Source organism: Nocardioides kribbensis (assembly GCF_015070375.1).
Classification (GTDB): Bacteria; Actinomycetota; Actinomycetes; order Propionibacteriales; family Nocardioidaceae; genus Nocardioides; species Nocardioides kribbensis.
On sequence record NZ_JADCLL010000001.1, the window covers coordinates 32,672 to 54,983 of the forward strand.

A 22,312-nucleotide genomic window follows, 5' to 3' on the forward strand; every position below is an offset into this window, starting at 1 on the left:
GTCCGCGACCTGTGGGTCGACGCGACGCTCGACCCGACGCCCGACGTTTGACTCGACGCGGTCGGCCGCCAAGGATCGGACCTCGGCCGCACGGGCGCGGCCGTCACCCCCCCGGAGGAGATCCCGTGCCGCACCCCGCCGATCCGACGAGCGACTCGACGTACGACGCGACGAGCGATCCGGCGGGCCGCACCGGGACGACCACGGTCCGGGTGGCCTATGGCACCACCGGACTCGACGTGGAGCTCCCCGCCGACCGCACGACGGTGGTCGCGCCGACCCACAGCGAGCCCGCGCCCGACGTGCCGGCCGCCCTGCGCGAGGCCCTGGCGCACCCCGTGGCCGGGCCGCCGCTGCGCGAGCTGGTGCGTCCCGGGCAGACCGTGGCGATCTCGCTGTGCGACGCCACCCGCCCGCAGCCGCGCGAGCTCATGGTGCGCGCGATCCTCGCCGAGCTCGAGGGGATCGTGACCCGTGAGGACCTCGTGCTGCTCGTGGCCACCGGCACCCACCGCGCCAACACCGACGCCGAGCTGCGGGCCATGCTCGGTGACGACCTGGTCGACACCGTGCGCATCGTCAACCACGACAGCCGCGACCCCGACGTGCTGCGCTGGATGGGGGTGCACGGCGACGGGGTGCCGGTCTGGCTCAACCGCCACTGGGTCGACGCCGACGTCAAGGTCACCACGGGCTTCGTCGAGCCGCACTTCTTCGCCGGCTTCAGCGGTGGACCCAAGCTGGTCGCCCCGGGTCTGGCCGGCCTGGAGACCGTGCTGACCCTCCACGACGCCGCCCGTATCGGCAGCGAGCGGGCGACGTGGGCGGTCTGCGAGGGCAACCCCGTGCACGACGACGTGCGCGCCATCGCCGCGGCCACCGGGGTCGACTTCGCCCTCGACGTGGTGCTCAACCGCGAGCAGCAGGTCGTCCGCGCCTTCGGGGGCGAGCTGCTGGCCATGCACGCCGAGGCGCGCGAGGTCGTGCGCGAGCTGTCGATGCAGGCGGTGCCCGACCTCTTCGACGTCGTGGTGACCAGCAACTCCGGCTTCCCGCTGGACCAGAACCTCTACCAGGCGGTGAAGGGCATGACGGCCGCCGCCACGGTGGTGCGGCCCGGCGGGCTCATCGTCTGCGTCGCGGAGTGCCGCGACGGCTTCCCCGACCACGGCACCTTCCGCGAGGTCCTCGCCTCCGAGGACAGCCCGGAGGCGCTGCTGGAGGCCATCTCGCGGCGCAGCGAGACCGTGCCCGACCAGTGGCAGGTGCAGGTGCTCGCGCGGGTGCTGGCCCGGGCCCGGGTCGGGGTGCACACCACCCACCTCAGCGACGAGGAGCTGCGCACGGCCCACCTCTTCCTGGTCGAGGACGTCGCCGCGGCGGTGCGCGAGGAGCTGGAGCGGGTCGGGCCGGGGGCGCGGGTCTGCGTGCTGCCCGAGGGGCCGCAGACGATCGCCTACGTCGACGCCGGCCGACCCGGCTGACCCGACCGGGGACGCGCCGGGGGACCGCCGCAGGACCGCCCGCCCGGGGGACGACCGGCTTGACCTGATCGAACACGTGTTCGATCATGGGGGTGTGACCGCGATGCCCGCCCTCGACCCCAGCCGCCCGGTGCTCGACCAGCTCCGGGAGCGGGTCGCGGCCATGGAGGGCGGGCCGGCGCGGGAGGCCGTGGCGACGCACGCCGGGCTCTCCGACCTGCTCCAGCTGCGTGCCGGGGCGACCTACTCCGTCGACGCCGCCTCGGTGGGTCTGGCGCTGGCCGCGGAGGCCTCGCGAGCGGGGGAGTGGGTCGGCTTCGCCGGCTGGGCCGACTTCGGCGCGGAGGCCGCCGCCGAGCTGGGGGTCGACCTGACGCGCACCGTGCTGGTGCCCGAGCCCGGCGAGCACTGGCTCGAGGTGACCGCGGCGCTGGTCGACGTGCTGCGCGTCGTGGTGCTGCGTCCGCCGGCGAGCGTCGACGCCCGCTCCGCGGGCGTGCTCGACGCCCGGCTGCGCACCCGCTCCTCGGTGCTGGTCGTCCACGGCGACTGGCCCCGCTGCGACGCCCGGCTGAGCCTGGAGGAGTCGCGCTGGTCGGGCCCCGACCACGGCTCCGGCCGGCTGCGCGCGCGCCGGGCCCGCCTCGCCGTGCGCCGCGGCACGGCCCCGCCGGCGCGTGCGGAGGTGTGGTTCCCCGGGATCGACGCGCCGCTGGTCGGCGTCGACGAGCGGTCCGACCGTGCGGCCCGGGCCTCCCGCCCCCGGGGCCCGGTGCTCGAGCCGGTCGGCCCGCGCGGCCCGCGCGGCCCGGCCGGACCCGTCGGCGTGCGTGGGCCGGGCGGCCTGGTCGTCGAGGAGGCCGGCGCGTGCGGGTGATGGTGGTGTGGTGCCCCGACTGGTCGGTGGTGGCCGGCCTGGCCGAGGCGCGACGCTCGCGCCAGCTGCCCGCGGCGGTGCTGGCCGCCGGCGCGGTGGAGGTGTGCAACGGCCCGGCCCGCGACAGCGGCGTACGACGCGGACAGCGCAAGCGCGACGCGCAGGCCCGCTGCCCCGAGCTGCTGCTGCTGGAGGCCGGTCCGGAGCGCGACGCGCGCCACTTCGAGCCGGTGCTCGCGGCCGTGGAGGAGCTGCGCCCGGGGGTCTCCCCGATGCGGCCCGGGCTGCTCGCGGTGCGCGCGCCCGGGCGCTACTTCGGCGGGGAGGAGCACGCCGCCGCGCTGGTCGCCCAGACCCTGGTCGACGCCGGGGTCTGGGACTGCCGCATCGGGGTGGCCGACGACGTGTTCACCGCCGAGCAGGCCGCCCGCACCGCCGCGGTGCAGGCCGCCGTGGTCGTGCCCCCGGGCGGCTCGGCCGACTTCCTGCGCGGGCTGCCGGTGCGGGTGCTGGAGAGCGACGGGCAGGCCGGGCGCGAGGTCGCCTCGCTGGTGGGTCGTCTCGGGCTGGGCACGCTGGGCGACCTCGCCGGGCTGCCGCTGGCCTCGGTGCAGGACCGCTTCGGCCGCTACGGCGCCGACCTGTGGCACCGGGTGCGCGGCGCGGGCCGCAGCGTCCTGGGCGAGCGCACCCCGCCGCCCGACCTCGACGTCGAGGTCGTCTTCGAGCCGCCCCTGGAGTCGGTGGAGGCGGTCTGCTTCAGCGTGCGCACCACCGCCGAGCGCCTGGTCTCCGGGCTGGCCTCGCGCCAGCTGGTGGCCACCGAGGTGCGGGTCGAGGCCGAGAGCGAGGGCGTCGTCGTCTCCAGCCGGGCCTGGCTGCACCCGCGCTGCTTCACCGCGCGCGACCTCGTCGACCGGGTGCACTGGCAGCTGCAGGGCGAGGGCGGGTCGCTGCGCTCGCGCCACGACGCGGGCGTCGTGCGCGCGCCGGTGGAGCGGGTGCGCTTCGTGCCCGAGACCGTCGAGCCCGCCGCGGCCCACGCCGAGGCGCTGTGGGGCGGCGGCAGCGACGAGCTCGTCGAGCGGGGGGTGGCGCGGGTGCAGGCGATGATCGGCTTCGAGTCCGTGCTGCGCCCCGTGCTCCAGGGCGGGCGCTCACCGGCGGAGCGGCAGGCCAGCGTGCCCTGGGGCGAGCGGCCCACCGGGCTGCGCCCCCTCGACCGGCCGTGGCCGACCCGGGTGCCCGGCCCGCCCCCGGTGCGGGTCTTCAGCCCGCCGCGGGTGGCCGAGGTCGTCGACGGGACCGGCCACCCGGTGGCGGTCAGCGAGCGGGGCGCGGTGAGTGCCGACCCGCGGCGCTTCCGCTTCGGCGCCGCGCTGCTGGTCGCGGCGCCCGGGTCCGCCGGTGTGCCGCAGCCGGGCGGCCGGGCGGGGGCACAGGAGGGCCTGTGGGCCCTCGAGGACACCCCGCAGGTCGTCGCCCGCACCACCGGCCGGCCGCAGGTCGGCGCCGGCGCACACCCGCCCAGCGGGGCACCGGGGGCACCGGGCCGCCCGGGTGAGCGGCCCTGGCAGCCGGTGGCCTCCTGGGCCGGCCCGTGGCCGGTCGACGAGGAGTGGTGGGTGGAGACCGCGCCGGCCGACGGCTCCCGCGCCGCGCGCTTCCAGGTCGTCGGCGTCGACGGTCGCGCCTGGCTGCTGCGGTGGAGCACCGCCGGGTGGACCCTCGAGGCGGGCTACGACTGATGGGCTGGTCCAACCCGGCGGTGCCCTGGCGCGAGCTGGAGAGACGGCTCTCCGGTCGTCCCGGCGCGCCCGGTGCCGAGGACGCGCCGATCTCGCGGCGCAAGCACGCCCGCCCCTCGCAGCGGCCCATCGAGCGTCCGGCGGCGGTCACGCCGTACGCCGAGCTGCACTGCCACTCCCACTTCAGCTTCCTCGACGGCGCGAGCTCGCCGGGCGAGCTGGTGGAGGAGGCGGTGCGCCTGGGGCTGAGCGGGCTGGCGCTCACCGACCACGACGGCTTCCACGGCGCGCCGCTGCTGGCCGAGGCCGCGGCCGTGCACGATCTGCGCACCGTCTTCGGCGCCGAGCTGTCCCTGGGGCTGACCCGCCCGCAGAACGGCGTGGCCGACCCCGAGGGCTCCCACCTGCTGGTGCTGGCGCGGGGGGTGGAGGGCTACCACCGGCTCGCGGGCGCGATGACCGAGGCCAACCTGCGCGGCGACGAGAAGGGCCGCCCCGACCACGACCTCGACGAGCTGGCCGAGCGCGGCCGGGGGCACTGGGTGGTGCTCACCGGCTGCCGTAAGGGCACGGTGCACCGGGCGCTCGCGGCGGGCGGGCCGACGGCCGCGGCCCTCGAGCTCGACCGGCTCACCGCCCGCTTCGGCCTCGACGGGGTGGTCGTCGAGCTCTCGGCGCGACCGACCCCGCAGGATGCCGAGGCCAACGAGCTGCTGGCCGGCCTGGCCCGCGACCACGGGCTGCCGGTGGTGGCCACCGGCAACGTCCACTTCGCCCAGCCCTCCGGGCGCCGGCTGGCCGCGGCCATGGCGGCGGTGCGTGCCCGGCGCAGCCTGGCCGACATGGACGGCTGGCTCGACCTCTCCGGCGCGGCCCACCTGCGCAGCGGGGCGGAGGTGGCCGCGGCGATGGCGACCCGCCCCGAGGCGGTGCGACGCTCGGTCGCGCTGGCCGAGGAGCTGGCCTTCGACCTGCGCAAGGCCTCCCCGCGCCTGCCCAAGCACCGCATCCCCGAGGGCCACACCCCCAGCTCGTGGCTGCGGGTGCTGGCCTGGCGGGGCTTCGAGGAGCGCTACGCCGGCACGCCGATGGAGGCCGAGGCCCGCGAGCGCGTCCACCACGAGCTGCGGGTGATCGAGGAGAAGGACTTCGCGGGCTACTTCGTCATCGTGCACGACATCGTCGCCTTCGCGCGCGAGCGCGGCATCCTGTGCCAGGGCCGCGGCTCGGCGGCCAGCTCCGCGGTCTGCTTCGCGCTCGGCATCACCGCCGTCGACGCCGTCTTCTACCGCCTGCCCTTCGAGCGTTTCATCTCCGCCCACCGCGACGAGGAGCCCGACATCGACGTCGACTTCGACTCCGACCGGCGCGAGGAGGTGATCCAGTGGGTCTACCGCACCTACGGGCGGCGCAACGCCGCCCAGGTCGCCAACGTCGTCGCCTACCGGCCCCGCATGGCGGTGCGCGACGCCGCCAAGGCGCTGGGCCACTCCCAGGGCCAGCAGGACGCCTGGTCCAAGCAGGTCGACGGCTGGAGCTCGGTGGTGGCCGCCGACGCCCGCGACCCCGAGGGCGGCCCCGCGCTCGACATCCCGCGCCCGGTGGTGGCGCTGGCCGAGCAGCTGCTGGGGGCGCCGCGCCACCTCGGCATCCACTCCGGCGGCATGGTGCTGACCGAGCGCCCGGTGGGGGAGGTGTGCCCGATCGAGCGGGCCCGCATGGAGGACCGCACGGTGCTGCAGTGGGACAAGGACGGCTGCGAGTCGATGGGGCTGGTGAAGTTCGACCTGCTGGGCCTGGGCATGCTCGGCGCGCTCGACCACATGATGCGCCTCACCGAGGAGCACCTGGGGGAGCGCTGGACCCTGGCCACGATCCCGCGCGAGGAGCCTGCGGTCTACGACATGCTCTGCCGCGCCGACTCCATCGGCGTCTTCCAGGTCGAGAGCCGCGCCCAGATCGGCACGCTGCCGCGCCTGCAGCCGCGGGAGTTCTACGACCTGGCCATCGAGATCGCCCTCATCCGCCCCGGGCCGATCCAGGGCGGTGCGGTCCACCCCTACGTGCGCCGGGCCACCGGCAAGGAGCCGGTCGTCTACGACCACCCCGAGCTGGTGCCGGTGCTCGAGCGCACCCGCGGGGTGCCGCTCTTCCAGGAGCAGCTGATGGCGATGGCGGTGACCCTGGGCGACTGCTCGCGCGACGACGCCGACCTGCTGCGCCGGGCCATGGGCTCCAAGCGCGGCGTCGAGCGGATCGAGAGCGTCAAGGCGAAGCTCTACGCCGGCATGGAGCGCCGCGGGCTGGTCGGCGACGCCGCCGACGCGATCTACGTCAAGATCCTCTCGTTCGCCAACTTCGGCTTCGCGGAGTCCCACGCGCTGAGCTTCGCGCTGCTGGTCTACGCCTCGTCGTGGTTCAAGCTGCACTACCCCGCGGCCTTCCTGGTCGGCCTGCTGCGCACCCAGCCGATGGGCTTCTACTCCCCGCAGTCGCTGGTGGGCGACGCCCGCCGCCACGGCGTCGAGGTACGCCGCCCCGACCTGGCCCGCTCCGGGGTGCAGGCCGGGCTCGAGCCGGTGGACCCGGGCGAGCCGGGCGCGGCGCGGGAAGGGTCGACGACGACGGGTGCGACCGGTCTCGACGAGTGCCTCGCGGCCTCCTTCGAGCGCGCGGAGTGGGACCCGGCCCGCCCCGACCCCACCCGCACCCACCGACGCGACGGCCACCTGGTCGTGCGCCTGGGGCTGGACTCGGTGCGCGGGATCGGCGCCGACGTCGCGGCGCGGATCGTGGCCGCGCGCGCGGAGGCGGCGTACACCTCGGTGACCGACCTGTCACGGCGCGCGGGGCTGTCGACCCAGCAGCTGGAGGCGCTCGCCACCGCCGGGGCGCTGGAGTGCCTGGGGCTCGACCGGCGCCAGGCGCTGTGGGCCGCGGGCGCCTCGGAGAGCGCCGACCACCTGCCGGGCTCCACGCCCTCGCCGGCCCCGCCGACGCTGCCCGGCATGAGCCCGGAGGAGGTGACCCTGGCCGACCTCTGGGCCACCCGGGTCTCGCCCGAGACCCACCCGGTCGAGCACCTGCGCGAGCTGCTCACCGGCAGCGGCATCTCCTCGGTGGCCGACCTCGCGCGCACCGAGCCCGGCAGACGCGTGCACGTCGCGGGCCTGGTCACCCACCGGCAGCGCCCGGGCACCGCGCAGGGCATCACCTTCCTCAACGTCGAGGACGAGACCGGGATGCTCAACGTCGTCTGCTCGGTGGGCGTGATGCGCGCCCACCGCTCCGCGGCGCGGGGCGCGGTCGCGGTGGTGGTGCGCGGGATCCTCGAGCGGGAGGAGGGCGTGACCAACCTGGTCGCCGACCGCGTGGTCACCCTCGACTCGGTCATCGCCGGTGCGGGCTCGGCCCTCCAGCTGCGCCAGACCTCCCGCGACTTCCGCTGACCACCCGCGCTGGAGCCCGGTCGGGTGCGTGCGGCGGGGTCGATTCCGGACCTGGAGCCGGGGTGTTGTAGTGTTCACGCGCTGTCCCGGTCACGCTCGCGTGGCCGCACGGGGCGGGGTTCGGGCTGTAGCGCAGCTTGGTAGCGCACTTGACTGGGGGTCAAGGGGTCGCAGGTTCAAATCCTGTCAGCCCGACCGAAGAACCGGCTCTGACCAGCGGAAACGTTGGGTCAGAGCCGGTTCTGGTTGTGACGTGGAACCGCAGAATGGTCGTCTACTAGTCCTGAACGACTTCGCGCCTACGAATCCGAGTTCGTGTCGTCGTTCTCAGCGAGCCGCTCGAGGAGCTCGGAGAGGTCGGCCGACACCGGCGGTTTGGCGATGTAGTGGTCGCGGGTGACCTGGGTCGAGGAGTGACCCAATCGGCGCGAGGCGAGCTCGGAGGTGGTCGCCTCGGAGATGAGCGTCGCCACCGTCTTGCGGAACGTATGGGGGGTCACCCATTCGTAACCGGTGTCCTTGCGGATCTGCCGCCACCGCCGCTCGATGTTGACGACCTGGTGCCAGGTGCCGTTGCGGGTGGCGAAGACGGCGTCGTTCTCGTTGGGTGTCGCGAACTCCCGTCGCACCCGGAGCAGGTCGGCAGCGAACCGGGGGAGTACGACGGTCCGTCGGCTGGTGTCCGTTTTCGGTGTGGCCTTCCGGTAGGTGCCTTTGCCGGTCTCGGTCTTGATCGTTCCCGACACCGACAACGTGGGCAGATCCCCGTCGAGATCCAGGTCGTTCCAGTGCACGGCGAGGATCTAGCCGATGCGGCAACCGGTGGCGAGCATCAGGTCGATGATGTCGGCTATGTCGCCGGTGGCCTTGGTCCGGGGCGGTCCGCGTTGAGCCACCGGCGTACGGCGGCGCGGATCTGGACCAAGGATCCGCTTGCGGCGACCGGACCCCAGGATGCGCGAGGTAGCGTCCCGAGCATGACGTTAAACCATGTTCGACGCGGAAGCGGGAGCCCGCTGTTGCTCGTGCACGGTCTGGGCGCCGGGTTGCTGTCGTGGACCCCCATCATCGACGAACTGGCACAGCACCGCGAGGTCATCGCTGTCGATCTACCTGGGTTCGGCGAGACGCCGCCCTTGACCGGCGAGGTCTCGATCGCCACCCTGACCGACTCCGTCGCGGACTTCATCCGCGAACAGGGCCTGGACGGGGTCTCCACCGTCGGCCAGTCAATGGGCGGTCGAATGGTGCTCGAGCTCGCACGACGCGGAGTCGGCGGCGACACCGTGGCGCTGGACCCGGGCGGGTTCTGGAGCGACCGCGAGCTCGTCGTCTTCGGCGCCACCCTGCGGCCCTCGATCGCACTGGTCCGAGCACTGCGAGGCACGCTGCCATCACTGCTCGGCAACCCCGTGGGAAGGACTCTGCTGCTCGCACAGTTGTCGACGCGGCCCTGGGCGCTCTCGCGCGAGATCGTGCTGCCAGACGTGCGCGGGCTGGCCGACTCCCCGTCGACTGGCGCCGCCCTCGACGCTCTGACCAAGGGGCCCAAGCAACAGGGCGCCCCGGCTGGCACAGTGCCCGGACGCGTCACGATCGGGTGGGGGCGCCGTGACCTGGTGACCGTGCCGAGGCAGGCCGCACGCGCGACCGAGCTATTCCCCGACGCCGTGCTGCACTGGTTCGAGCGGTGCGGTCACTTTCCGCAATGGGACGCACCGCGCGAAGCGACCCAACTGATCCTCGACCGCACCCGCTGAGTCCCGTCGCGCTGCCGAGCGGACAACAGCGCCCATCGCCGTAGGCGGATCGGCTTACGGGACGGCTGACCCGCACTTCGCCACCAGAGCTCGCGTCGCTAGGCCGAGTCGGCGGATGCGGCAGGGACGGTCCCAACGAGGCCGGGCACATCGATGGACGTTCACTGGTCGAGAACCCCGTCAGATCCCGGCCAAGGGAAACTCGTTCGAACAAAGTCTCGCCAGGTCCCAGGGTGGAGTCCTTGCAGGTCAGAGCCGGAAAGGGCAAGCAGAACCAGACGTCGCTTCACAGCCTGATCAACGTCAAGGGGACAAAGGTTCACATCCTGTCAGCCCGACCGGAGAAGATGCAGGTGGGAGAGGGTGCCGGAGCGATCCGGCACCCTCTTCTCGCGTCTCGGGACTTCCTTCGACACAGGCAGATCAGCCAGGATGGATGCGTGTCCAGGGTCCTGCTGCTCGGCATCGCTGCCGTCCTGATCGCCACGACGTCCGGACTGGCCGGCTACGTCCTCGGCCGCGCCGAGGTGTCTGCGTGCCAGGAGGACCTGCGCACGACCATCGAGGCGCTGGAGAGGTCGCAGTCGCGTGCCCCCGACGACAGCGCGGTGTACGGCGTCTCCGGCGGCAGCTGCCTGCGATGACGGGCGGGACCAGCGTGCCTCGATTCTCCGGCTTCTCCTACGGACCGCTGCAGCCCGGTGACGTGGCCGACTCAGATCCCGTCACCTACGTCGAGCTGCGGCACCACGAGTACGCCGGGCCGTTCTGGGACGACGAAGGTGGCCTTGGCGAGGACTACGCCGACTGGGAGCCGTACGGGATGACCCGTGCCACGTTCGACGCCTGCTGCCGGTGGAGCGAGACGGGTGGTGGCGATGAGGAGAAGGCAGGACTGCTCGCGCTGTTGCGCGCGGAGCTGCCGTCGAGCATCGAGGTGGAGTCACCGCCAGCGGGGGAGTGAGCAGGGGCGCCTGCCTGCGTCACCATCGACCCGGCGTGCGACGACCGCCGCTCCCCTACGAGGGGCTGCGGCGGTCGTCGTACGTCGTGCGCGCGGCTCAGGCGCCAGGGGTCTCGGCGCGCACGCTCTGCACCGAGGAGGAGCCCTCGTCCTGGACCCGGGCGGCGGACTGCTGAGCGGTGTCCTTGACCTGCGCGGCGGCGTCGGCGGCGCTGCCCTTGAGGTGCCCGGCCACGTCCTGACCGGCCTGCTTGACCTCGTCGACCACGGGCTGGCCGTGCTCCTTGGCGGCGTCGACGGTCTGCTGCGCGAGACGTGCCTCGGCGTCGCTGGCCGGGACGAGCGCGGCGACGAGCAGCCCTGCGCCGAAGGCCACCAGCCCGGCACCGAGCGGGCTGCCCTGCACGGCGCTGCCGGTGCTGTCGGCGGCGCTCGAGGCCGCGCCGCGCACCCCGTCGGAGGCACTGCCGAGGGCGGAGCCGGCCGTCGAGCCGGCCGAGTCGCGCACCCCCGAGGCGCTGCCCATCACCCGGTCGCGCACCGACGAGGCGCGCCCGCGCACGGCGGCCTTGCGGCGCTCGACGATCGCGCTCGGGCTCACCCGGTCCTGCAGGGCGTCGAGGTCCTGCGCGAGGGCCTCGCGGGTCCCTGCGATGTCGTTGCTCAGCTCTTCTGTGCTCTGGCCCATGATGCGTCCTCCTTGAGGGTGCGCTGCGTGGTCGGCAGCTGCGGGTTGCTCTGCTGGAGAGCCTTCTTGCCGGTCAGGGCGAGGGCGCCGGCGACGACGCCCCACACCAGGGCCACGACGAGCGCGGCCAGCCACAGCGGCAGCACGGCGTCGAGGCCGACCATCGCGGCGGCGGAGAGGAACAGCAGCAGGTAGGACCCGGCCACACCGGCGCCGCCGAGCAGGCCGGCGCCCTTGCCGGCCCGGCCGGCCTCCTGCTTCATCTCGGTCTTGGCGAGGTCCAGCTCCTGGCGGACCAGGGTGGTGAGGTCCTGGGTGATGTCGCCCACGATCTCGCCGAGGCTGCGCTGCCCGCCGTCGGGCGTCGGGGTCTGGGTCATCGCAGCGACCCCGGGTCGACCTCGCGCGTCAGCGGGTCGGCGAGCGGGTCCGTGAGCGGGTCGACGGTGCCGTACGCCGGGGGCGCTGCGGTCGTCGCCGGGGTGACGGGCGCGGGGGCGCTCGGCGGCACGACGGGCGACGTGCCCGGGGTGGTGCGCGGCAGGACCGGGTCGGCCGTGCCGTCGGAGCTGCTCGTCGCGCCGGGGCCGGCGGGGGAGCCGGAGGCGCGGGCACCGCTGAGCAGGCGGCCGGTGACGACCCCTGCGGCGAGCGCTCCGGCGAGGAACACGCCCGGTCGGCGGCGGGCGAAGCCCCTGACGTCGTCGAGCAGGTCGCTGGGCTCGCGCCCGTCGAGGTGGGTGCCGAGGCTGCGGGCGCGCTGCGAGACCTGACGGGCGGCCTCGGTGGCCAGCCCCGACTGCGTGCCGCTGGAGGCCATCTGGTCGAGATCGTCGCTGAGGCCGTGCAGCGTCGTGACCAGACGGTCGCGCTGCGTGCGTGACTGCTCCGTGGCCTGGGCGACCGCGTCGTCGAGCACGCTGCGGGCCTGGGCGCGGGCCTCGGCGGCCACGGTGCCGGCCTCCTCACCGGCCACCGACGCGACGTGACGGGTCTCGTCGGCCGCGGTGGAGGCTGCGTGCTGCGCCTGGGCCCCGGTGCCCGGCGCCTCGGTGGTGCCGAGCCCGTTGTGGGGGCCCGTGGTGGTGTCCTGGGTGTAGGTCATGTCGTCTCCTGTCGTCGAGGACGAGAGGTGCTCGGCCGCTCGGGCCGTCGCGGTGGTCCCTCGACGTCCTTCACGCAACCGCACCGGCCGGGGGGTCCGGCTCCCTCCCGTGGGGTGGGTCGGTGGCCGCCCGGGCGTGCGGTCGAGGGGCCCCACAGGTCGGGCCCGGTGATGTCACCGCCTGACGGGGTGGGACGGGTCGAGGCGCGCGGCATGCACCTGGCGGTGCCGTGCGCGCGGTCGTCATGCGGACCGTGGATACGCATCCACGCTGCGCACGACGACCCACCCGGCCCGCACGGGCGCCCGCCCCCACGGCCCGCGGCCGCCCGGGCAGGCGGGCGACGCCGCGGCGGTGGCCTCAGCCGCGCTCGGCGGACCCGACCGGTCGCAGGGCGCCTGGGACGACCCGGTCGGGGGCCGGCCGTGCCGAGGGTCGCTCCGTGCCCGGGCCGACGCCCCGGCCGGCGGCCGGGCCGCCCGACGGCAGGCGCAGCACCATCCGGGTGCCGACGCCCTCGGGTCCGGTGCGGGCGGTGAGGGAGCCGCCGTGCTTGTCGGCGACGGTGCGGCAGATGGCCAGGCCCAGCCCGGTGCCCTCGTAGCCGGTGTGCATGCGCACGAAGGGGTCGAAGACGGCCTCGTGCTGGCCGGCCGGGATGCCGACGCCGTTGTCGTCGACGACGACCTCGTCCCAGCCGTGGGTGGTGCGGGCGCTGATCCGGACCCGGGGGGTGGTGCCGGGCGCGACGTACTTCAGCGCGTTGCCCACGAGGTTGGCCATGACCTGGCGCAGCTGCACGGGGTCGGCGTGCAGGACGGCGCCCGTGGCGCAGGTGACGGCCCCGGGCCCGAGGTCGGGTCGGTCGGCCAGGACCTCGCCGACCACGGCGTCGAGGTCGACGGGCTCGGGGTGGTGCTCGGCGGCCTGGGCGCGGGCGTAGCCGAGCAGGTCGTCGATGAGCCGGGCCATGCGGCGGGTCGAGGACCCGATGCGGTCGTTCATGCCGGCGGCGGTGGCCGCCGGCGCTCCGAGGGCGTCGAGCTCCTCGTCGAGCATCTGGTGCCAACCGGTCAGGGCGGCCAGCGGGGACTTCAGGTCGTGGGCGACCATGCCGGCGAAGCCCTGCACCTGGCGCAGGTGCATCTGCTCGCGGGTGACGTCGCGCAGCAGGAAGACCGCGGAGGCCTGCGCACCGGGCAGGGGTGCGGCGCCCACCGACAGGAAGCGCTGCTCGCCGCTGTCGGCGGCGACGTGCTGCACCAGCTCCCCGGCGACGGTCTCCCCGCGCAGGGCGCGGGTGTGGAGACCGTCCTCGGTGGGGATGGGCGTGCCGTCGGGGAGCAAGAAGCCGTGGCGCGCCGGGTCGTCGAGCGCCACGACGGTCGAGCCGCCGAGCAGGGAGCGGGCGGCCTGGTTGGCCAGCACGACCCTGCCGTCGGCCCCGAGCACCACCAGGGCGTCGGTCATGGAGGCTGTGACGGTGGCGAGCAGGTCGGCCTGCGCCCGGGCCTCGGCCTCCGAGGCGCGCAGTCGGGTCGCGAGCCGCTCGTGCCGCTCCTCCCCGAGCGCGAGGGTGAGGGCGAGGCAGAAGCACAGGCCCACGAACAGCTGTGCGACGAGCGCCCGCATGAGCGGATCGGTCACCTCGGCGAACGGCCCCACGCCGAGCGCCGTCGCAGCGATCACCGCCATCGAGGTGGCGAGCACGTGCAGGGCGGCGGTCTCCACCGCGAAGCGGGCGCCGGCCCAGGCCACGACCGCGACCAGCACGAACACCAGGGGCAGCCCGGGAGCGACCTGGAACACCACGACGAGCGCGGTGGCGGTCGCGAGCAGCAGCAGACCCAGCTCGGGCACGGAGCCGCCCACCCGGGCGCCCAGGCCCGACCGGGAGGGCCGCGGCGCGCGCACCCGGTCGCGCACCGCGAGGGTCGAGCGGCCGTCGGAGCAGACCGCGACCACGGTGACGGTGACCAGCACGACGGCCACGGCGTTGCGTCCGGTCCAGGCCAACGGGGTCTCCCACGACCACGCGCCCCCGGAGGCCACCACGGCGGCCGCGATGAGCGGCGAGGTGCCGAGCGAGGCGGCGGCGGCGGAGACGATCACGGCCATGAGGCCGTGAGCCGACCGGAGCGGCCCCCACGGATCCTCGGGACCGGCCTCGCTCAGCGCCAGCCGGTGCAGCAGGACCGCGCAGCCGCCGGCCAGGACCACGTGGGCGGCGGCGACGAGCAGGACCGCCGCGACGCCGTCGTAGACGACGGTGGCCTGCACCACGAGGACGGAGGCGACGACGAGCAGCACCCCCGCCCGGGCCGGTGCGGTCCGCGAGGCCAGCAGCCAGCTGACGGCGACGCCGGCCGCGGGCCAGAAGAGGGCGATCGCGGAGTCGGCCGGCTTGGTGTAGAGACCGACCACAGCCGCGAGCACGAAGGCCCCCGTCCAGGTCGCGAAGGCGACGTGGGGGGAGTCGCGACGCACCTGCTGCACCACCTCACGGGTCGGGGGGACGGGTCCGACCCACCCCATCGGCAGCCGAGCACCCGTCCTGACCCCATCATCGCAGGAGTCCTGACGCCAGACTCCGTACGACGCCCGCGAACCGCTCACCGACCTCGCGGTGCGTCTCGGGTCCCGGGTGGAGGCCGTCCACGAGCGGGTGCCGGGCGTGGTCGGCCTCGGCGTAGAGCTCCAGGCCGTCGAGCAGGTGCAGGTGGGGGTCGTCGGCGCGTGCCGCGACCAGGCCCGCGAGCTCGCGGCGTACGACGGAGAGCGTGAGCCGGCCCGCCGCGACCTCGGCCGGGTCGCCTGTGGCGAGGAAGCGCAGCTCGCCGGCGCGCAGGGCGTCGAGGTCGGGGGCGGTCGGACCGGGGGTGTCCTCGTGGAGGGGGCACAGCAGCGGGGAGACCACCAGCACCGGGGTGTCGGGGTGGCCGTCGCGGATGGTGTCGAGGAAGCCGTGGACCGCGGGCACGAAGGCGCGCAGCCGCATCAGGTCGGCGTTGACGACGTTGATGCCGATCTCGAGGCTGATCAGGTCGGCCGGGGTGTCGCGCAGCGTGCGGGCCAGGAACGGGTCGAGCAGGGCGCTGCCACCCAGCCCGAGGTTGACCAGCTCGACCCCGGCGGCACGGGCCGCGACCGCCGGCCACGTGCCCGTGGGGCTCGCGGCGAAGGACCCGTGGCTCAGGGAGCTGCCGTGGTGCAGCCAGACCGGGCGGTCCGCGCGCTCGGCGGGGCCGACCGGGGAGTCGGAGCGCAGCGCGACCAGGGTGGTCGTCTCGTCGTGGGGCAGCCAGATCTCGACGGTCTTGTCGTGGGCGGGCAGGCCGGTGAAGGTGGCGGTGCCGGCGGCGCCGAGGTCGTGGCGTGCGGTCCCGGCGGCCATGTCGAGGGTGACGGTGTCGCCGCCGCGGATGGTGGCCTCGGCGGTCGGCACGTCGTCGACGAGCAGGTCGTAGACGCCGTCGGGACGGGCGGGCAGGCCGGGGTAGACCCGCTTGGTGGGCACGGTCTGCAGGGCGAGCGTCGTGGCCCGGGTGCGCACCAGCAGCCGCACGCCGGAGGTCTGCGACTGCGCCATCGCCAGCTGGGCGTCGGCATGGCGCTCGCGCACCCAGCGGGGCAGCCGGTGCGGCACGAGACCGCGGTCGGTGTCCTCGAGGTCGAGCGCACCGCGGACGAGGGCGTGCGCGGCCGGGGTGGTGAACGAGACCCGGTGCGCGAGCGCGGTGGCGGGGCTCGGGGCGGGGGAGGTGGTGGGTGAGGGGATGGGGTCGTGGGTCACGGTGTCTCCTGGGTGGGGTCGGGCCAACGGCGCAGCAGCACGTCGAGCGCGTCGAGCGTGCGGCGCCAGGTGGTGTCGCTGTCGGGGCTGCTGTGGCCGAAGCCGCCCGCCGCCTCGAGGCTGGTGTAGCCGTGGAAGACGCTGCCGAGCAGGCGCACGGCGTGGGTCTGGTCCTCCCCGGTGAGGTCGTAGCCCCGGAGCACGGCGCGGGCCAGCTCTGCGTGGCGCGGGCCGGCGCTGGCGGCGGCCGTGGCGGGGTCGAGCCTCAACCGCGCGGCGTCGTAGCGCCCGGGGTGTTCCCGGGCGTAGTCGCGGTAGGCGCCGCCGAAGGCGACGAGGGCGTCCTTGCCGGCGCGGCCGGCGACGGCCGCGCCGACCCGGTCGGCCATCTCCTCCAGCGCGAGCAGGGCGACGCGGGTGCGCAGGTCGTCGGCATCGCGCAGGTGGGAGTAGAGGCTCGCGGGGCGCACGCCCACGCGCCGTGCGAGCGCGGCGGGGGTGACCGCGGCGAAGCCGGCCTCGTCGGCCAGGTCGGCGGCCTCGAGGGTGAGTCGCTGCGTCGTGAGTCCTGCGCGTGCCATGTCGTGTGTCTCCGTCCGGGGATCGACTACGCCCATCCTGCATCTGCCTACGATTCGTAGGCAAACTGACGGCGACGTCGTCGACCGAGGTCCATCCGCGACCCCGAACCCCTCGGGTCGGCCCGACCGCCGCCGATGGGTGCGACTGCCCGGCACCCCCCTGACGCCGGACCCACCAGGAACGACAGCGATGACCACCGCGACCTCCACGCCCACCCCGCCCGCACGCCCCCGTCGTACGCCGCGACACGGCGCCCGCCGCGGCCTCGCCCTGCTCGTCGGGCTGGCCCTCGTCCTCCCGCTGGGCGCCACCGCCTCCGCCCGACCGCGCGTGCCGGTGCACCCGGGCGCTAGCGTCGTCACGGTGGACCGGATGACGCTGTCGTCGGGCGCCGACGCCGCCCGCACGGTCGTGCCCGTGGCCGCGACGACCGCCCCGGCCACCGCGACGGTCACCGTCGACACCTCACGGCGCGGACAGGTCTGGCGCGGGGTCGGCGCCGCCCTCACCGACGCCGCCGTCGTCCAGCTCGGCGGCAACGAGACCGCCACCCGCCTGCTCTTCGACCGCGCCCGCGCCGACGGTGCACGGCTGGACTGGGTGCGACTCCCGCTGTCGTCGACCGACTTCTCCACCCGGTTGTGGACGTGGGGGTGGGACGGGCGCAGGGTGACGCCGCCCGCCGAGGCCCGGAGGGCGGTGGACTACCTGCTGACCCGGGCCCTGCCGCTCAACCCCGACCTGGAGGTCGTCGTGGCCCCCTGGTCGGCACCGGCCTCGATGAAGGACTCCCGCTCGCTGCGCGGCGGGTCGCTCCTGGTGGGCGCAGAGGCGTCCTACGCCTCGATGCTCGTGGCCCAGGCCGCCTGGCTGCGCGAACGCGGTGTGCCGGTCTCGGCGCTCAGCATCGTCAACGAGCCCGGGCACGCCAGCGACTACACGACCATGCGCATGAGCGACGAGCAGCTGGCACGGGTGGCCGCCGCGGTCGCGCCCCGGCTGCGGGCGCTCGGCGTCGACCTGTGGGCCGTGGACCACAACTGGAGCGACCGGGCGCGCGTCGACGCGGTGCTGGCGCAGGCGCCCGGCGCGCACGCCGCCGCGGCCTTCCACTGCTACGGCGGCACCCCGGACCAGATGACCGGCCTCGCCGTGCCGTCGATCCTCACCGAGTGCACCGGCACCACCGACTCCCGGTGGGGCACCTTCCGCTGGGACTCCGCGAACCTCGTCGTGCGCAGCGTGCGGGCCGGCTCCGGCGGGCTGATGTTCTGGAACGCCGCGCTCAGCACGACCCCCGGCGTGGGTCTCGACGCCGGGTCACGGTGGGGCTGCAAGACCTGCCGCGGCGTGCTCGCCGTGGCGCCCGACCGCACGGTGACCACCGGCCCGGAGCACGCCGTGCTCGCGCAGCTGGCGCGGGCGGCCCGTCCGGGGGCGGTCAGCGTGACCAGCTCCGCCACCAGCTGGAGCGTGTGGTCCTCGGCCTTCCTGCGCCCCGACGGCACGGTCGGGGTCTACGGCTACAACGACACCGGGCAGACCCAGCTGGTGCGGGTGGTCGTCGGGGGCACGACCTCGCAGACCTACGCCGTCGAGGCCGGGGCGGTCTTCACCTGGGAGGGCACGGTCGCCTGACCGCAGCACCGCGACCCACCAAGCGAGAACGATTCTCATGTACGGTGGAGGTGGTCGCGGGTGCGGCCCGCGAGGAGGTGCGTGATGGCCAGGACGCGTCAGGACGGCGAGCCCACGGTGGCGGTGGGAGTGTGCGCGGCGGGCGCCTGCGGCGCGACGCACGCCCCCGTCCTCGAGGCGCTGCGCGCCGTCGTGAGGCGGGAGGCGGGCGCGGTGCTGGTGCGCACCGGCTGCCTGCGACCGGGCCTGTGCGCCGGCGACCGGGTCGGCGACCACAGCAGCGACCGGGCCGGCGGCACGCGGGTGTGCGTGCAGCCCTGGGCCGCCGGCGGTCGCGGCCGGCGGTGCGAGACCGTCGAGGCCGACCCGACCGTGTGCGCCCGGGTCGTCGCGTCCTGGCTGCGCTCCGAGCGCACCTGGCGGGCGATGCGCCGGTGAGGCTCAGTGAGCCTCAGTGCGCCGCGGGCCGTCCGCGCCCGTCCGCGGCGGGCCGCGCGCGGCTGAGGCAGTCCTGGAGCAGCGCGAGGTAGGCGTCCACCCCGGCGTCCTCGGGCCACGCCGCCCACGCGGTGCGGGTGGCGGCGAGCGACAGCTCCACCACCAGGGCGGCCCCGAGCGGATCGTGCGGCAGGCGGGTCGTCATCCACGCCACGAGCTGCGCGGCGAGCTGCTCGCCGAGCTCGTGGGCCCCGCGCTGCAGCTCCGGACTGTCGGCCACCAGTCGGCGGCGCACGACCATGTCCTCACGGTCGGCCCGGGTCAGCCCCAGCAGCACCGCGGTCAGCGCCTCCCAGGCCTCGCGCTCGACCGGCTGCTCGGCCAGGAGGTCGTCGAGGCGACGTACGACACGGGGCGCGGGGTCGACGACCACCGCTTCCTTGGTGCGGAAGTAGTTGAAGAAGGTGCTGCGCGAGACGCCGGCGGCGCCGGCGATCTCCTCGACGCTGACCGCGTCGAAGCCGCGCTCGGCGAAGAGACGCCACGCCGCGCCGCGGATCTCCTGCCACGCCGCCTGCTTCTTGTCCTCGCGCAGACCCATCCGGGAAGTGTGGAACAAAACCGACGACGTGCAAAGTTGTACTCCGTGCAGAAAGATCCCGGGGAGGAGCGGCGCCGCGCCGTCCGCCCCCAGCCGCCGTCGCACCGCCACCGAGAGGGAAGCCTCGTGCCCGACACGCTCACCGACCCCCACGCCCCCGCCCCGGCGGACCCCGGCGCGGGCCTGCCGCCGGGTGCGGCGCGCCTGATCGCACTGCTGGTCGGCTCCGCCTTCGTGGTGATCCTCAACGAGACGATCATGAGCGTGGCCCTGCCGCGACTGATGGTGGAGTTCTCGATCGCGGCGTCGACCGCGCAGTGGATCACCACCGCGTTCCTGCTGACCATGGCCGTGGTCATCCCGGTCACCGGCTACCTCATCGGTCGCTTCTCGCTGCGCACGCTCTTCACGGTGGCCATGTCGGCGTTCACCGCCGGCACGCTGCTCGCGGCGCTGGCCCCCACCTTCGCGGTGCTGGTGCTCGCCCGGGTGGTGCAGGCCTCCGGCACCGCCATCATGATGCCGTTGCTGATCACCACGATCCTCAACCTCGTGCCGGCCGAGCGTCGCGGCCGCATGATGGGCACGATCTCCATCGTCATCTCGGTGGCTCCGGCGGTCGGCCCGACCGTGTCCGGGGTCGTGCTCGACCAGCTGAGCTGGCGATGGATGTTCTGGATCGTCCTGCCGATCGCGGTGCTCGCGCTCGGGCTCGGGCGGCTGTGGGTGCGCGACGTGGCCGAGCGCACCGCGGTGCCGGTCGACGTCGCCTCCGTCGTGCTCTCCGCCCTCGGCTTCAGCGGCCTGGTCTACGGCCTCAGCAGCATCGGCGAGAGCGCCTCGGGCGACGCCCCGGTCTCGCCCTGGGTGCCCCTCGGAGCCGGCCTCGTGGCCCTCGGCCTGTTCGTGCACCGGCAGCTGCACCTGGGGGAGCGGGCGCTGCTCGACCTGCGGGCCTTCGGGTCGCGGGCCTTCGCCGTCGCCGTCGCCCTCGTCGTGGTGGCGATGATGGCGCTCTTCGGCACCCTCATCCTGCTGCCCATCTTCCTGCAGGACGTCCTGGGCCTCTCCACGCTGCGCACCGGCCTGGTCCTGCTGCCCGGCGGTGTCGTCATGGGCCTCATGGCACCGGTCGTCGGTCGGGTCTTCGACCGGGTGGGCCCGCGTCCCCTGGTGCCGCCGGGCGCGGTGGTGGCCAGTGCGGCGCTGTGGCTGATGAGCACCTTCGACCAGGGCACCGCCACGGCCACCGTCGTGGGCGCCCACGTGCTGCTGAGCATCGGCATCGCGCTCATGTTCACGCCGCTGCTGACCTCCGCGCTGGGCTCGCTGCCCCCGCACCTCTACTCCCACGGCAGCGCCATCGTGAGCACGGTGCAGCAGGTGGCCGGCGCAGCGGGCACGGCGCTCTTCGTGACGGTGATGACCCGTGGCGCCACGCGGGCCGCCGAGGGCGGGGCTCCCGCCGCGGCCGCCACGGCGTCAGGCGTGCAGGACTCCCTGCTCTGGGGAGGCGTGGTCTCGGCGGTGGCCGTGCTGCTCTCACTGCTCGTGCGCACGCCTGCGACCGCAGCGTCCGCACCGGAGGCGACGGCCGAGCCCGGCACGGACCGGAGCCGGGCGGGCGAGCGTGGGAGCGACGAGACCACCTCGGTCGGCTGATCCAGATCATGGCTTAACTTCGGTCTAGTTCAGCGATATGCTTGACCAATGGTGCAGCTCTTCACCCTCATCGGCGACGTCGTCGGCTCCCGCGACCTGCCCGACCGCGGTGCGGCCCAGCGGCGCATCGTCGAGGTGCTCGCCGAGGTCTCCCGTGCCCTGACCCCGGCGCAGCGCCTCGAGGCGACCGTGGGCGACGAGCTCCAGGGAGCCTTCACGACCCTGGCCGACGCGGTGCTGGCCACCGCCCTGGTGCGCCTGGCCCTGCTGCCCGACGTCGACGTGCGCTGCGGCCTGGGCCACGGCGAGGTCACGGTCTACGACGACCAGCGCACCCCGCTGCTCCAGGACGGGCCGGGCTGGTGGGCCGCACGCGAGGCCCTCGACGTGCTGGGACGCCCGCGCCGCGCCTCCAGTCGCACCTGGTACGACGCCGGGGCCGGCGGCACCCACGCCGGCCCGGTCAACGCCTTCCTGCTCACCCGCGACGCGCTGCTCGACCGCCTCGGCGACCGCGGCCGCAGCCTGGCGCTCGCGGCGCTCCAGGGCCGCTCCCAGGCGGAGATCGCCGCCGACCAGGGCATCTCGCGGTCGGCGGTCAGCCAGCAGTTCGCCCGCGGTGTCGGTGCGCTGCGCGATGCTCACCTCAGCTTCGCAGCGGGAGGGACCGAGACGGACTCAGGGGCGGGATCGGCGACGGGGCCGGCGAGGGCCGGTCGGGAGGAGCAGCGGTGAGCCTGGTGCTGGTGGGGCTGTGGCTGGTGGGCCTGGGGGCCTGCGACCTCGGTCGCCCCTCCCACGACCTCCTCAGCCGCGGTCGGCTGCTCGGCTGCCTCGTCGCGGGTCTCGCGCCGCTGCTGGTCGGGCTGGTGCTCCTCGACCTCGGGGCGGGCGAGGTCGTCGCCCTCTTCCTCCTGCTGGCCGTCGCGCTCGTGGTGTGGCTGCTGGCGTCGGCGCGGGCGATGGACGTGGACCTCCCCGCCCGGTCGCGCTCGCGCGCGCGGGTGGTCGCCTTCGCGGCGCCGGTGGCCGGCGCCGCCGTCGCCGTGCTGGGGGTGCAGCTGGTGGGCTCGGAGCCGGTCTGGCCCGCCCGCCTGGACGCCACGCTCCTCGCGCGCTGGCCCGCCGCCGACCTCCTGGTCGCCACCGGTGTGGTGCTCGCGCAGCTGGTGACGGCCAACATCCTGGTCCGCCTCCTGCTCGACGCCGTCGGCGTGCCCGCGACCTCGGGGGAGAAGCAGCTCAAGGGCGGGCGCGTGCTGGGCCCGATGGAGCGCGTCTTCCTGACCGGCCTGGGAGCGCTGGGCGAGCTCACCGCGGCCGCCATCGTCGTGGCGGCCAAGGGGCTGCTGCGGTTCCCCGAGCTGCAGCGCGCCCAGCGCGACCCGGCACTGCCCGCCGACGGGCCGAGCGACGTGACCGAGTACTTCCTCATCGGCAGCTTCGCCAGCTGGTTGCTCGCCCTCGGCGGCGCCGCACTGATCCACCTGGCCTGATCCGCCCGGCTTGATCCGCCTGCCTG

General features: G+C 75.1%; 20 protein-coding genes and 1 tRNA gene. 13 read left to right on the plus strand and 8 right to left on the minus strand.

From position 1 onward, the window contains the following. Nucleotides 1-125 precede the first annotated feature (125 nt). The 5 genes from larA to IR170_RS00170 all read left to right on the plus strand — a co-directional run bounded on the left by larA (nucleotide 126) and on the right by IR170_RS00170 (nucleotide 7,753). On the plus strand, nucleotides 126-1,484 hold the full coding sequence (gene larA, locus IR170_RS00150; protein ID WP_193660766.1) for a nickel-dependent lactate racemase: 1,359 nt from the start codon (nucleotides 126-128) through the stop codon (nucleotides 1,482-1,484). A 103-nt stretch (nucleotides 1,485-1,587) separates the two neighbouring features. Beyond that, nucleotides 1,588-2,361 (plus strand): hypothetical protein, encoded by a 774-nt coding sequence (locus IR170_RS00155; protein WP_406603371.1) that lies wholly within the window; start codon nucleotides 1,588-1,590, stop codon nucleotides 2,359-2,361. Then, nucleotides 2,361-4,109: a DNA polymerase Y family protein gene (locus IR170_RS19215; RefSeq protein WP_227488433.1), complete on the plus strand. Its 1,749-nt coding sequence runs from the start codon at nucleotides 2,361-2,363 to the stop codon at nucleotides 4,107-4,109. The genes IR170_RS00155 and IR170_RS19215 overlap by 1 nt, the downstream gene beginning before the upstream one ends. Further along, complete coding sequence (locus IR170_RS00165) at nucleotides 4,109-7,558, plus strand: error-prone DNA polymerase (protein ID WP_193660768.1); 3,450 nt, start codon at nucleotides 4,109-4,111, stop codon at nucleotides 7,556-7,558. The genes IR170_RS19215 and IR170_RS00165 overlap by 1 nt, the downstream gene beginning before the upstream one ends. A 121-nt stretch (nucleotides 7,559-7,679) precedes the next feature. Further along, a tRNA-Pro gene (locus tag IR170_RS00170) sits at nucleotides 7,680-7,753 on the plus strand. 104 nt (nucleotides 7,754-7,857) lie between these two features. Here IR170_RS00170 and IR170_RS00175 read toward each other — a convergent pair. Continuing rightward, nucleotides 7,858-8,352, minus strand: a complete 495-nt coding sequence (locus IR170_RS00175; protein WP_193660769.1) for a tyrosine-type recombinase/integrase — start codon at nucleotides 8,350-8,352, stop codon at nucleotides 7,858-7,860. Between IR170_RS00175 and IR170_RS00180 the strand changes: the two genes are divergently transcribed. The 3 genes from IR170_RS00180 (at nucleotide 8,347) to IR170_RS00190 (ending at nucleotide 10,282) form a co-directional block, all read left to right on the plus strand. After that, nucleotides 8,347-9,318, plus strand: coding sequence for an alpha/beta fold hydrolase (locus tag IR170_RS00180; protein WP_319804827.1), 972 nt, complete (start codon nucleotides 8,347-8,349; stop codon nucleotides 9,316-9,318). The genes IR170_RS00175 and IR170_RS00180 overlap by 6 nt on opposite strands. Before the next feature lie 440 nt (nucleotides 9,319-9,758). Continuing rightward, complete coding sequence (locus tag IR170_RS00185) at nucleotides 9,759-9,962, plus strand: hypothetical protein (protein ID WP_193660770.1); 204 nt, start codon at nucleotides 9,759-9,761, stop codon at nucleotides 9,960-9,962. A gap of 14 nt (nucleotides 9,963-9,976) precedes the next feature. Further along, the gene (locus IR170_RS00190; RefSeq protein ID WP_193660771.1) at nucleotides 9,977-10,282 is read left to right on the plus strand and encodes a hypothetical protein; all 306 of its coding nucleotides are present in this window, start codon (nucleotides 9,977-9,979) and stop codon (nucleotides 10,280-10,282) included. 97 nt (nucleotides 10,283-10,379) lie between these two features. Here the strand turns inward: IR170_RS00190 and IR170_RS00195 are convergent, their stop codons facing one another. The 6 genes from IR170_RS00195 to IR170_RS00220 all read right to left on the minus strand — a co-directional run bounded on the left by IR170_RS00195 (nucleotide 10,380) and on the right by IR170_RS00220 (nucleotide 16,450). Continuing rightward, nucleotides 10,380-10,970, minus strand: coding sequence for a DUF3618 domain-containing protein (locus IR170_RS00195; protein WP_193660772.1), 591 nt, complete (start codon nucleotides 10,968-10,970; stop codon nucleotides 10,380-10,382). Continuing rightward, a complete protein-coding gene (locus IR170_RS00200) occupies nucleotides 10,946-11,350 on the minus strand; it encodes a phage holin family protein (protein ID WP_193660773.1) in 405 nt (134 codons plus the stop codon). The genes IR170_RS00195 and IR170_RS00200 overlap by 25 nt, the downstream gene beginning before the upstream one ends. Continuing rightward, complete coding sequence (locus IR170_RS00205) at nucleotides 11,347-12,075, minus strand: hypothetical protein (RefSeq protein ID WP_193660774.1); 729 nt, start codon at nucleotides 12,073-12,075, stop codon at nucleotides 11,347-11,349. The genes IR170_RS00200 and IR170_RS00205 overlap by 4 nt, the downstream gene beginning before the upstream one ends. A 361-nt stretch (nucleotides 12,076-12,436) precedes the next feature. Beyond that, nucleotides 12,437-14,563 (minus strand): sensor histidine kinase, encoded by a 2,127-nt coding sequence (locus IR170_RS20125; RefSeq protein WP_193660775.1) that lies wholly within the window; start codon nucleotides 14,561-14,563, stop codon nucleotides 12,437-12,439. 76 nt (nucleotides 14,564-14,639) lie between these two features. Then, on the minus strand, nucleotides 14,640-15,869 hold the full coding sequence (locus IR170_RS00215; RefSeq protein ID WP_319804828.1) for a GDSL-type esterase/lipase family protein: 1,230 nt from the start codon (nucleotides 15,867-15,869) through the stop codon (nucleotides 14,640-14,642). Then, nucleotides 15,866-16,450, minus strand: coding sequence for a TetR/AcrR family transcriptional regulator (locus IR170_RS00220; RefSeq protein ID WP_193660776.1), 585 nt, complete (start codon nucleotides 16,448-16,450; stop codon nucleotides 15,866-15,868). Before IR170_RS00220 ends, IR170_RS00215 begins: the two co-directional genes overlap by 4 nt. Nucleotides 16,451-16,640: 190 nt before the next feature. Between IR170_RS00220 and IR170_RS00225 the strand changes: the two genes are divergently transcribed. Next, on the plus strand, nucleotides 16,641-18,089 hold the full coding sequence (locus tag IR170_RS00225; RefSeq protein ID WP_193660777.1) for a glycoside hydrolase family 30 beta sandwich domain-containing protein: 1,449 nt from the start codon (nucleotides 16,641-16,643) through the stop codon (nucleotides 18,087-18,089). Nucleotides 18,090-18,173: 84 nt separating this feature from the next. Further along, complete coding sequence (locus tag IR170_RS00230) at nucleotides 18,174-18,527, plus strand: hypothetical protein (RefSeq protein WP_193660778.1); 354 nt, start codon at nucleotides 18,174-18,176, stop codon at nucleotides 18,525-18,527. A gap of 13 nt (nucleotides 18,528-18,540) precedes the next feature. Here IR170_RS00230 and IR170_RS00235 read toward each other — a convergent pair whose 3' ends face one another. Further along, nucleotides 18,541-19,128: a TetR family transcriptional regulator gene (locus IR170_RS00235; protein WP_193660779.1), complete on the minus strand. Its 588-nt coding sequence runs from the start codon at nucleotides 19,126-19,128 to the stop codon at nucleotides 18,541-18,543. Nucleotides 19,129-19,254: 126 nt separating this feature from the next. On the opposite strand from IR170_RS00235, the gene IR170_RS00240 reads away from it, so the two are divergent. From IR170_RS00240 to IR170_RS00250, 3 genes are read left to right on the plus strand one after another with little or no spacing between them, the layout of a single operon-like run. After that, the gene (locus IR170_RS00240; RefSeq protein WP_193660780.1) at nucleotides 19,255-20,790 is read left to right on the plus strand and encodes a DHA2 family efflux MFS transporter permease subunit; all 1,536 of its coding nucleotides are present in this window, start codon (nucleotides 19,255-19,257) and stop codon (nucleotides 20,788-20,790) included. Between the two features lie 48 nt (nucleotides 20,791-20,838). Continuing rightward, the gene (locus IR170_RS00245) at nucleotides 20,839-21,525 is read left to right on the plus strand and encodes a SatD family protein (RefSeq protein ID WP_193660781.1); all 687 of its coding nucleotides are present in this window, start codon (nucleotides 20,839-20,841) and stop codon (nucleotides 21,523-21,525) included. Continuing rightward, nucleotides 21,522-22,286 (plus strand): hypothetical protein, encoded by a 765-nt coding sequence (locus IR170_RS00250; protein WP_227488371.1) that lies wholly within the window; start codon nucleotides 21,522-21,524, stop codon nucleotides 22,284-22,286. The genes IR170_RS00245 and IR170_RS00250 overlap by 4 nt, the downstream gene beginning before the upstream one ends. Nucleotides 22,287-22,312 lie beyond the last annotated feature (26 nt).

Excerpts from the sequence above, each read along its gene's own strand:
- IR170_RS00155 (WP_406603371.1), top strand. The coding sequence starts at position 1,588 with ATGCCCGCCCTCGACCCCAGCCGCCCGGTGCTCGACCAGCTCCGGGAG.
- IR170_RS19215 (WP_227488433.1), top strand. The coding sequence starts at position 2,361 with ATGGTGGTGTGGTGCCCCGACTGGTCGGTGGTGGCCGGCCTGGCCGAG.
- IR170_RS00225 (WP_193660777.1), top strand. The coding sequence starts at position 16,641 with ATGACCACCGCGACCTCCACGCCCACCCCGCCCGCACGCCCCCGTCGT.
- IR170_RS00245 (WP_193660781.1), top strand. The coding sequence starts at position 20,839 with ATGGTGCAGCTCTTCACCCTCATCGGCGACGTCGTCGGCTCCCGCGAC.
- IR170_RS00220 (WP_193660776.1), bottom strand. The coding sequence starts at position 16,450 with ATGGCACGCGCAGGACTCACGACGCAGCGACTCACCCTCGAGGCCGCC.
- IR170_RS00230 (WP_193660778.1), top strand. The coding sequence starts at position 18,174 with ATGGCCAGGACGCGTCAGGACGGCGAGCCCACGGTGGCGGTGGGAGTG.
- IR170_RS00165 (WP_193660768.1), top strand. The coding sequence starts at position 4,109 with ATGGGCTGGTCCAACCCGGCGGTGCCCTGGCGCGAGCTGGAGAGACGG.
- IR170_RS00200 (WP_193660773.1), bottom strand. The coding sequence starts at position 11,350 with ATGACCCAGACCCCGACGCCCGACGGCGGGCAGCGCAGCCTCGGCGAG.
- IR170_RS00205 (WP_193660774.1), bottom strand. The coding sequence starts at position 12,075 with ATGACCTACACCCAGGACACCACCACGGGCCCCCACAACGGGCTCGGC.
- IR170_RS00235 (WP_193660779.1), bottom strand. The coding sequence starts at position 19,128 with ATGGGTCTGCGCGAGGACAAGAAGCAGGCGGCGTGGCAGGAGATCCGC.
- IR170_RS00195 (WP_193660772.1), bottom strand. The coding sequence starts at position 10,970 with ATGGGCCAGAGCACAGAAGAGCTGAGCAACGACATCGCAGGGACCCGC.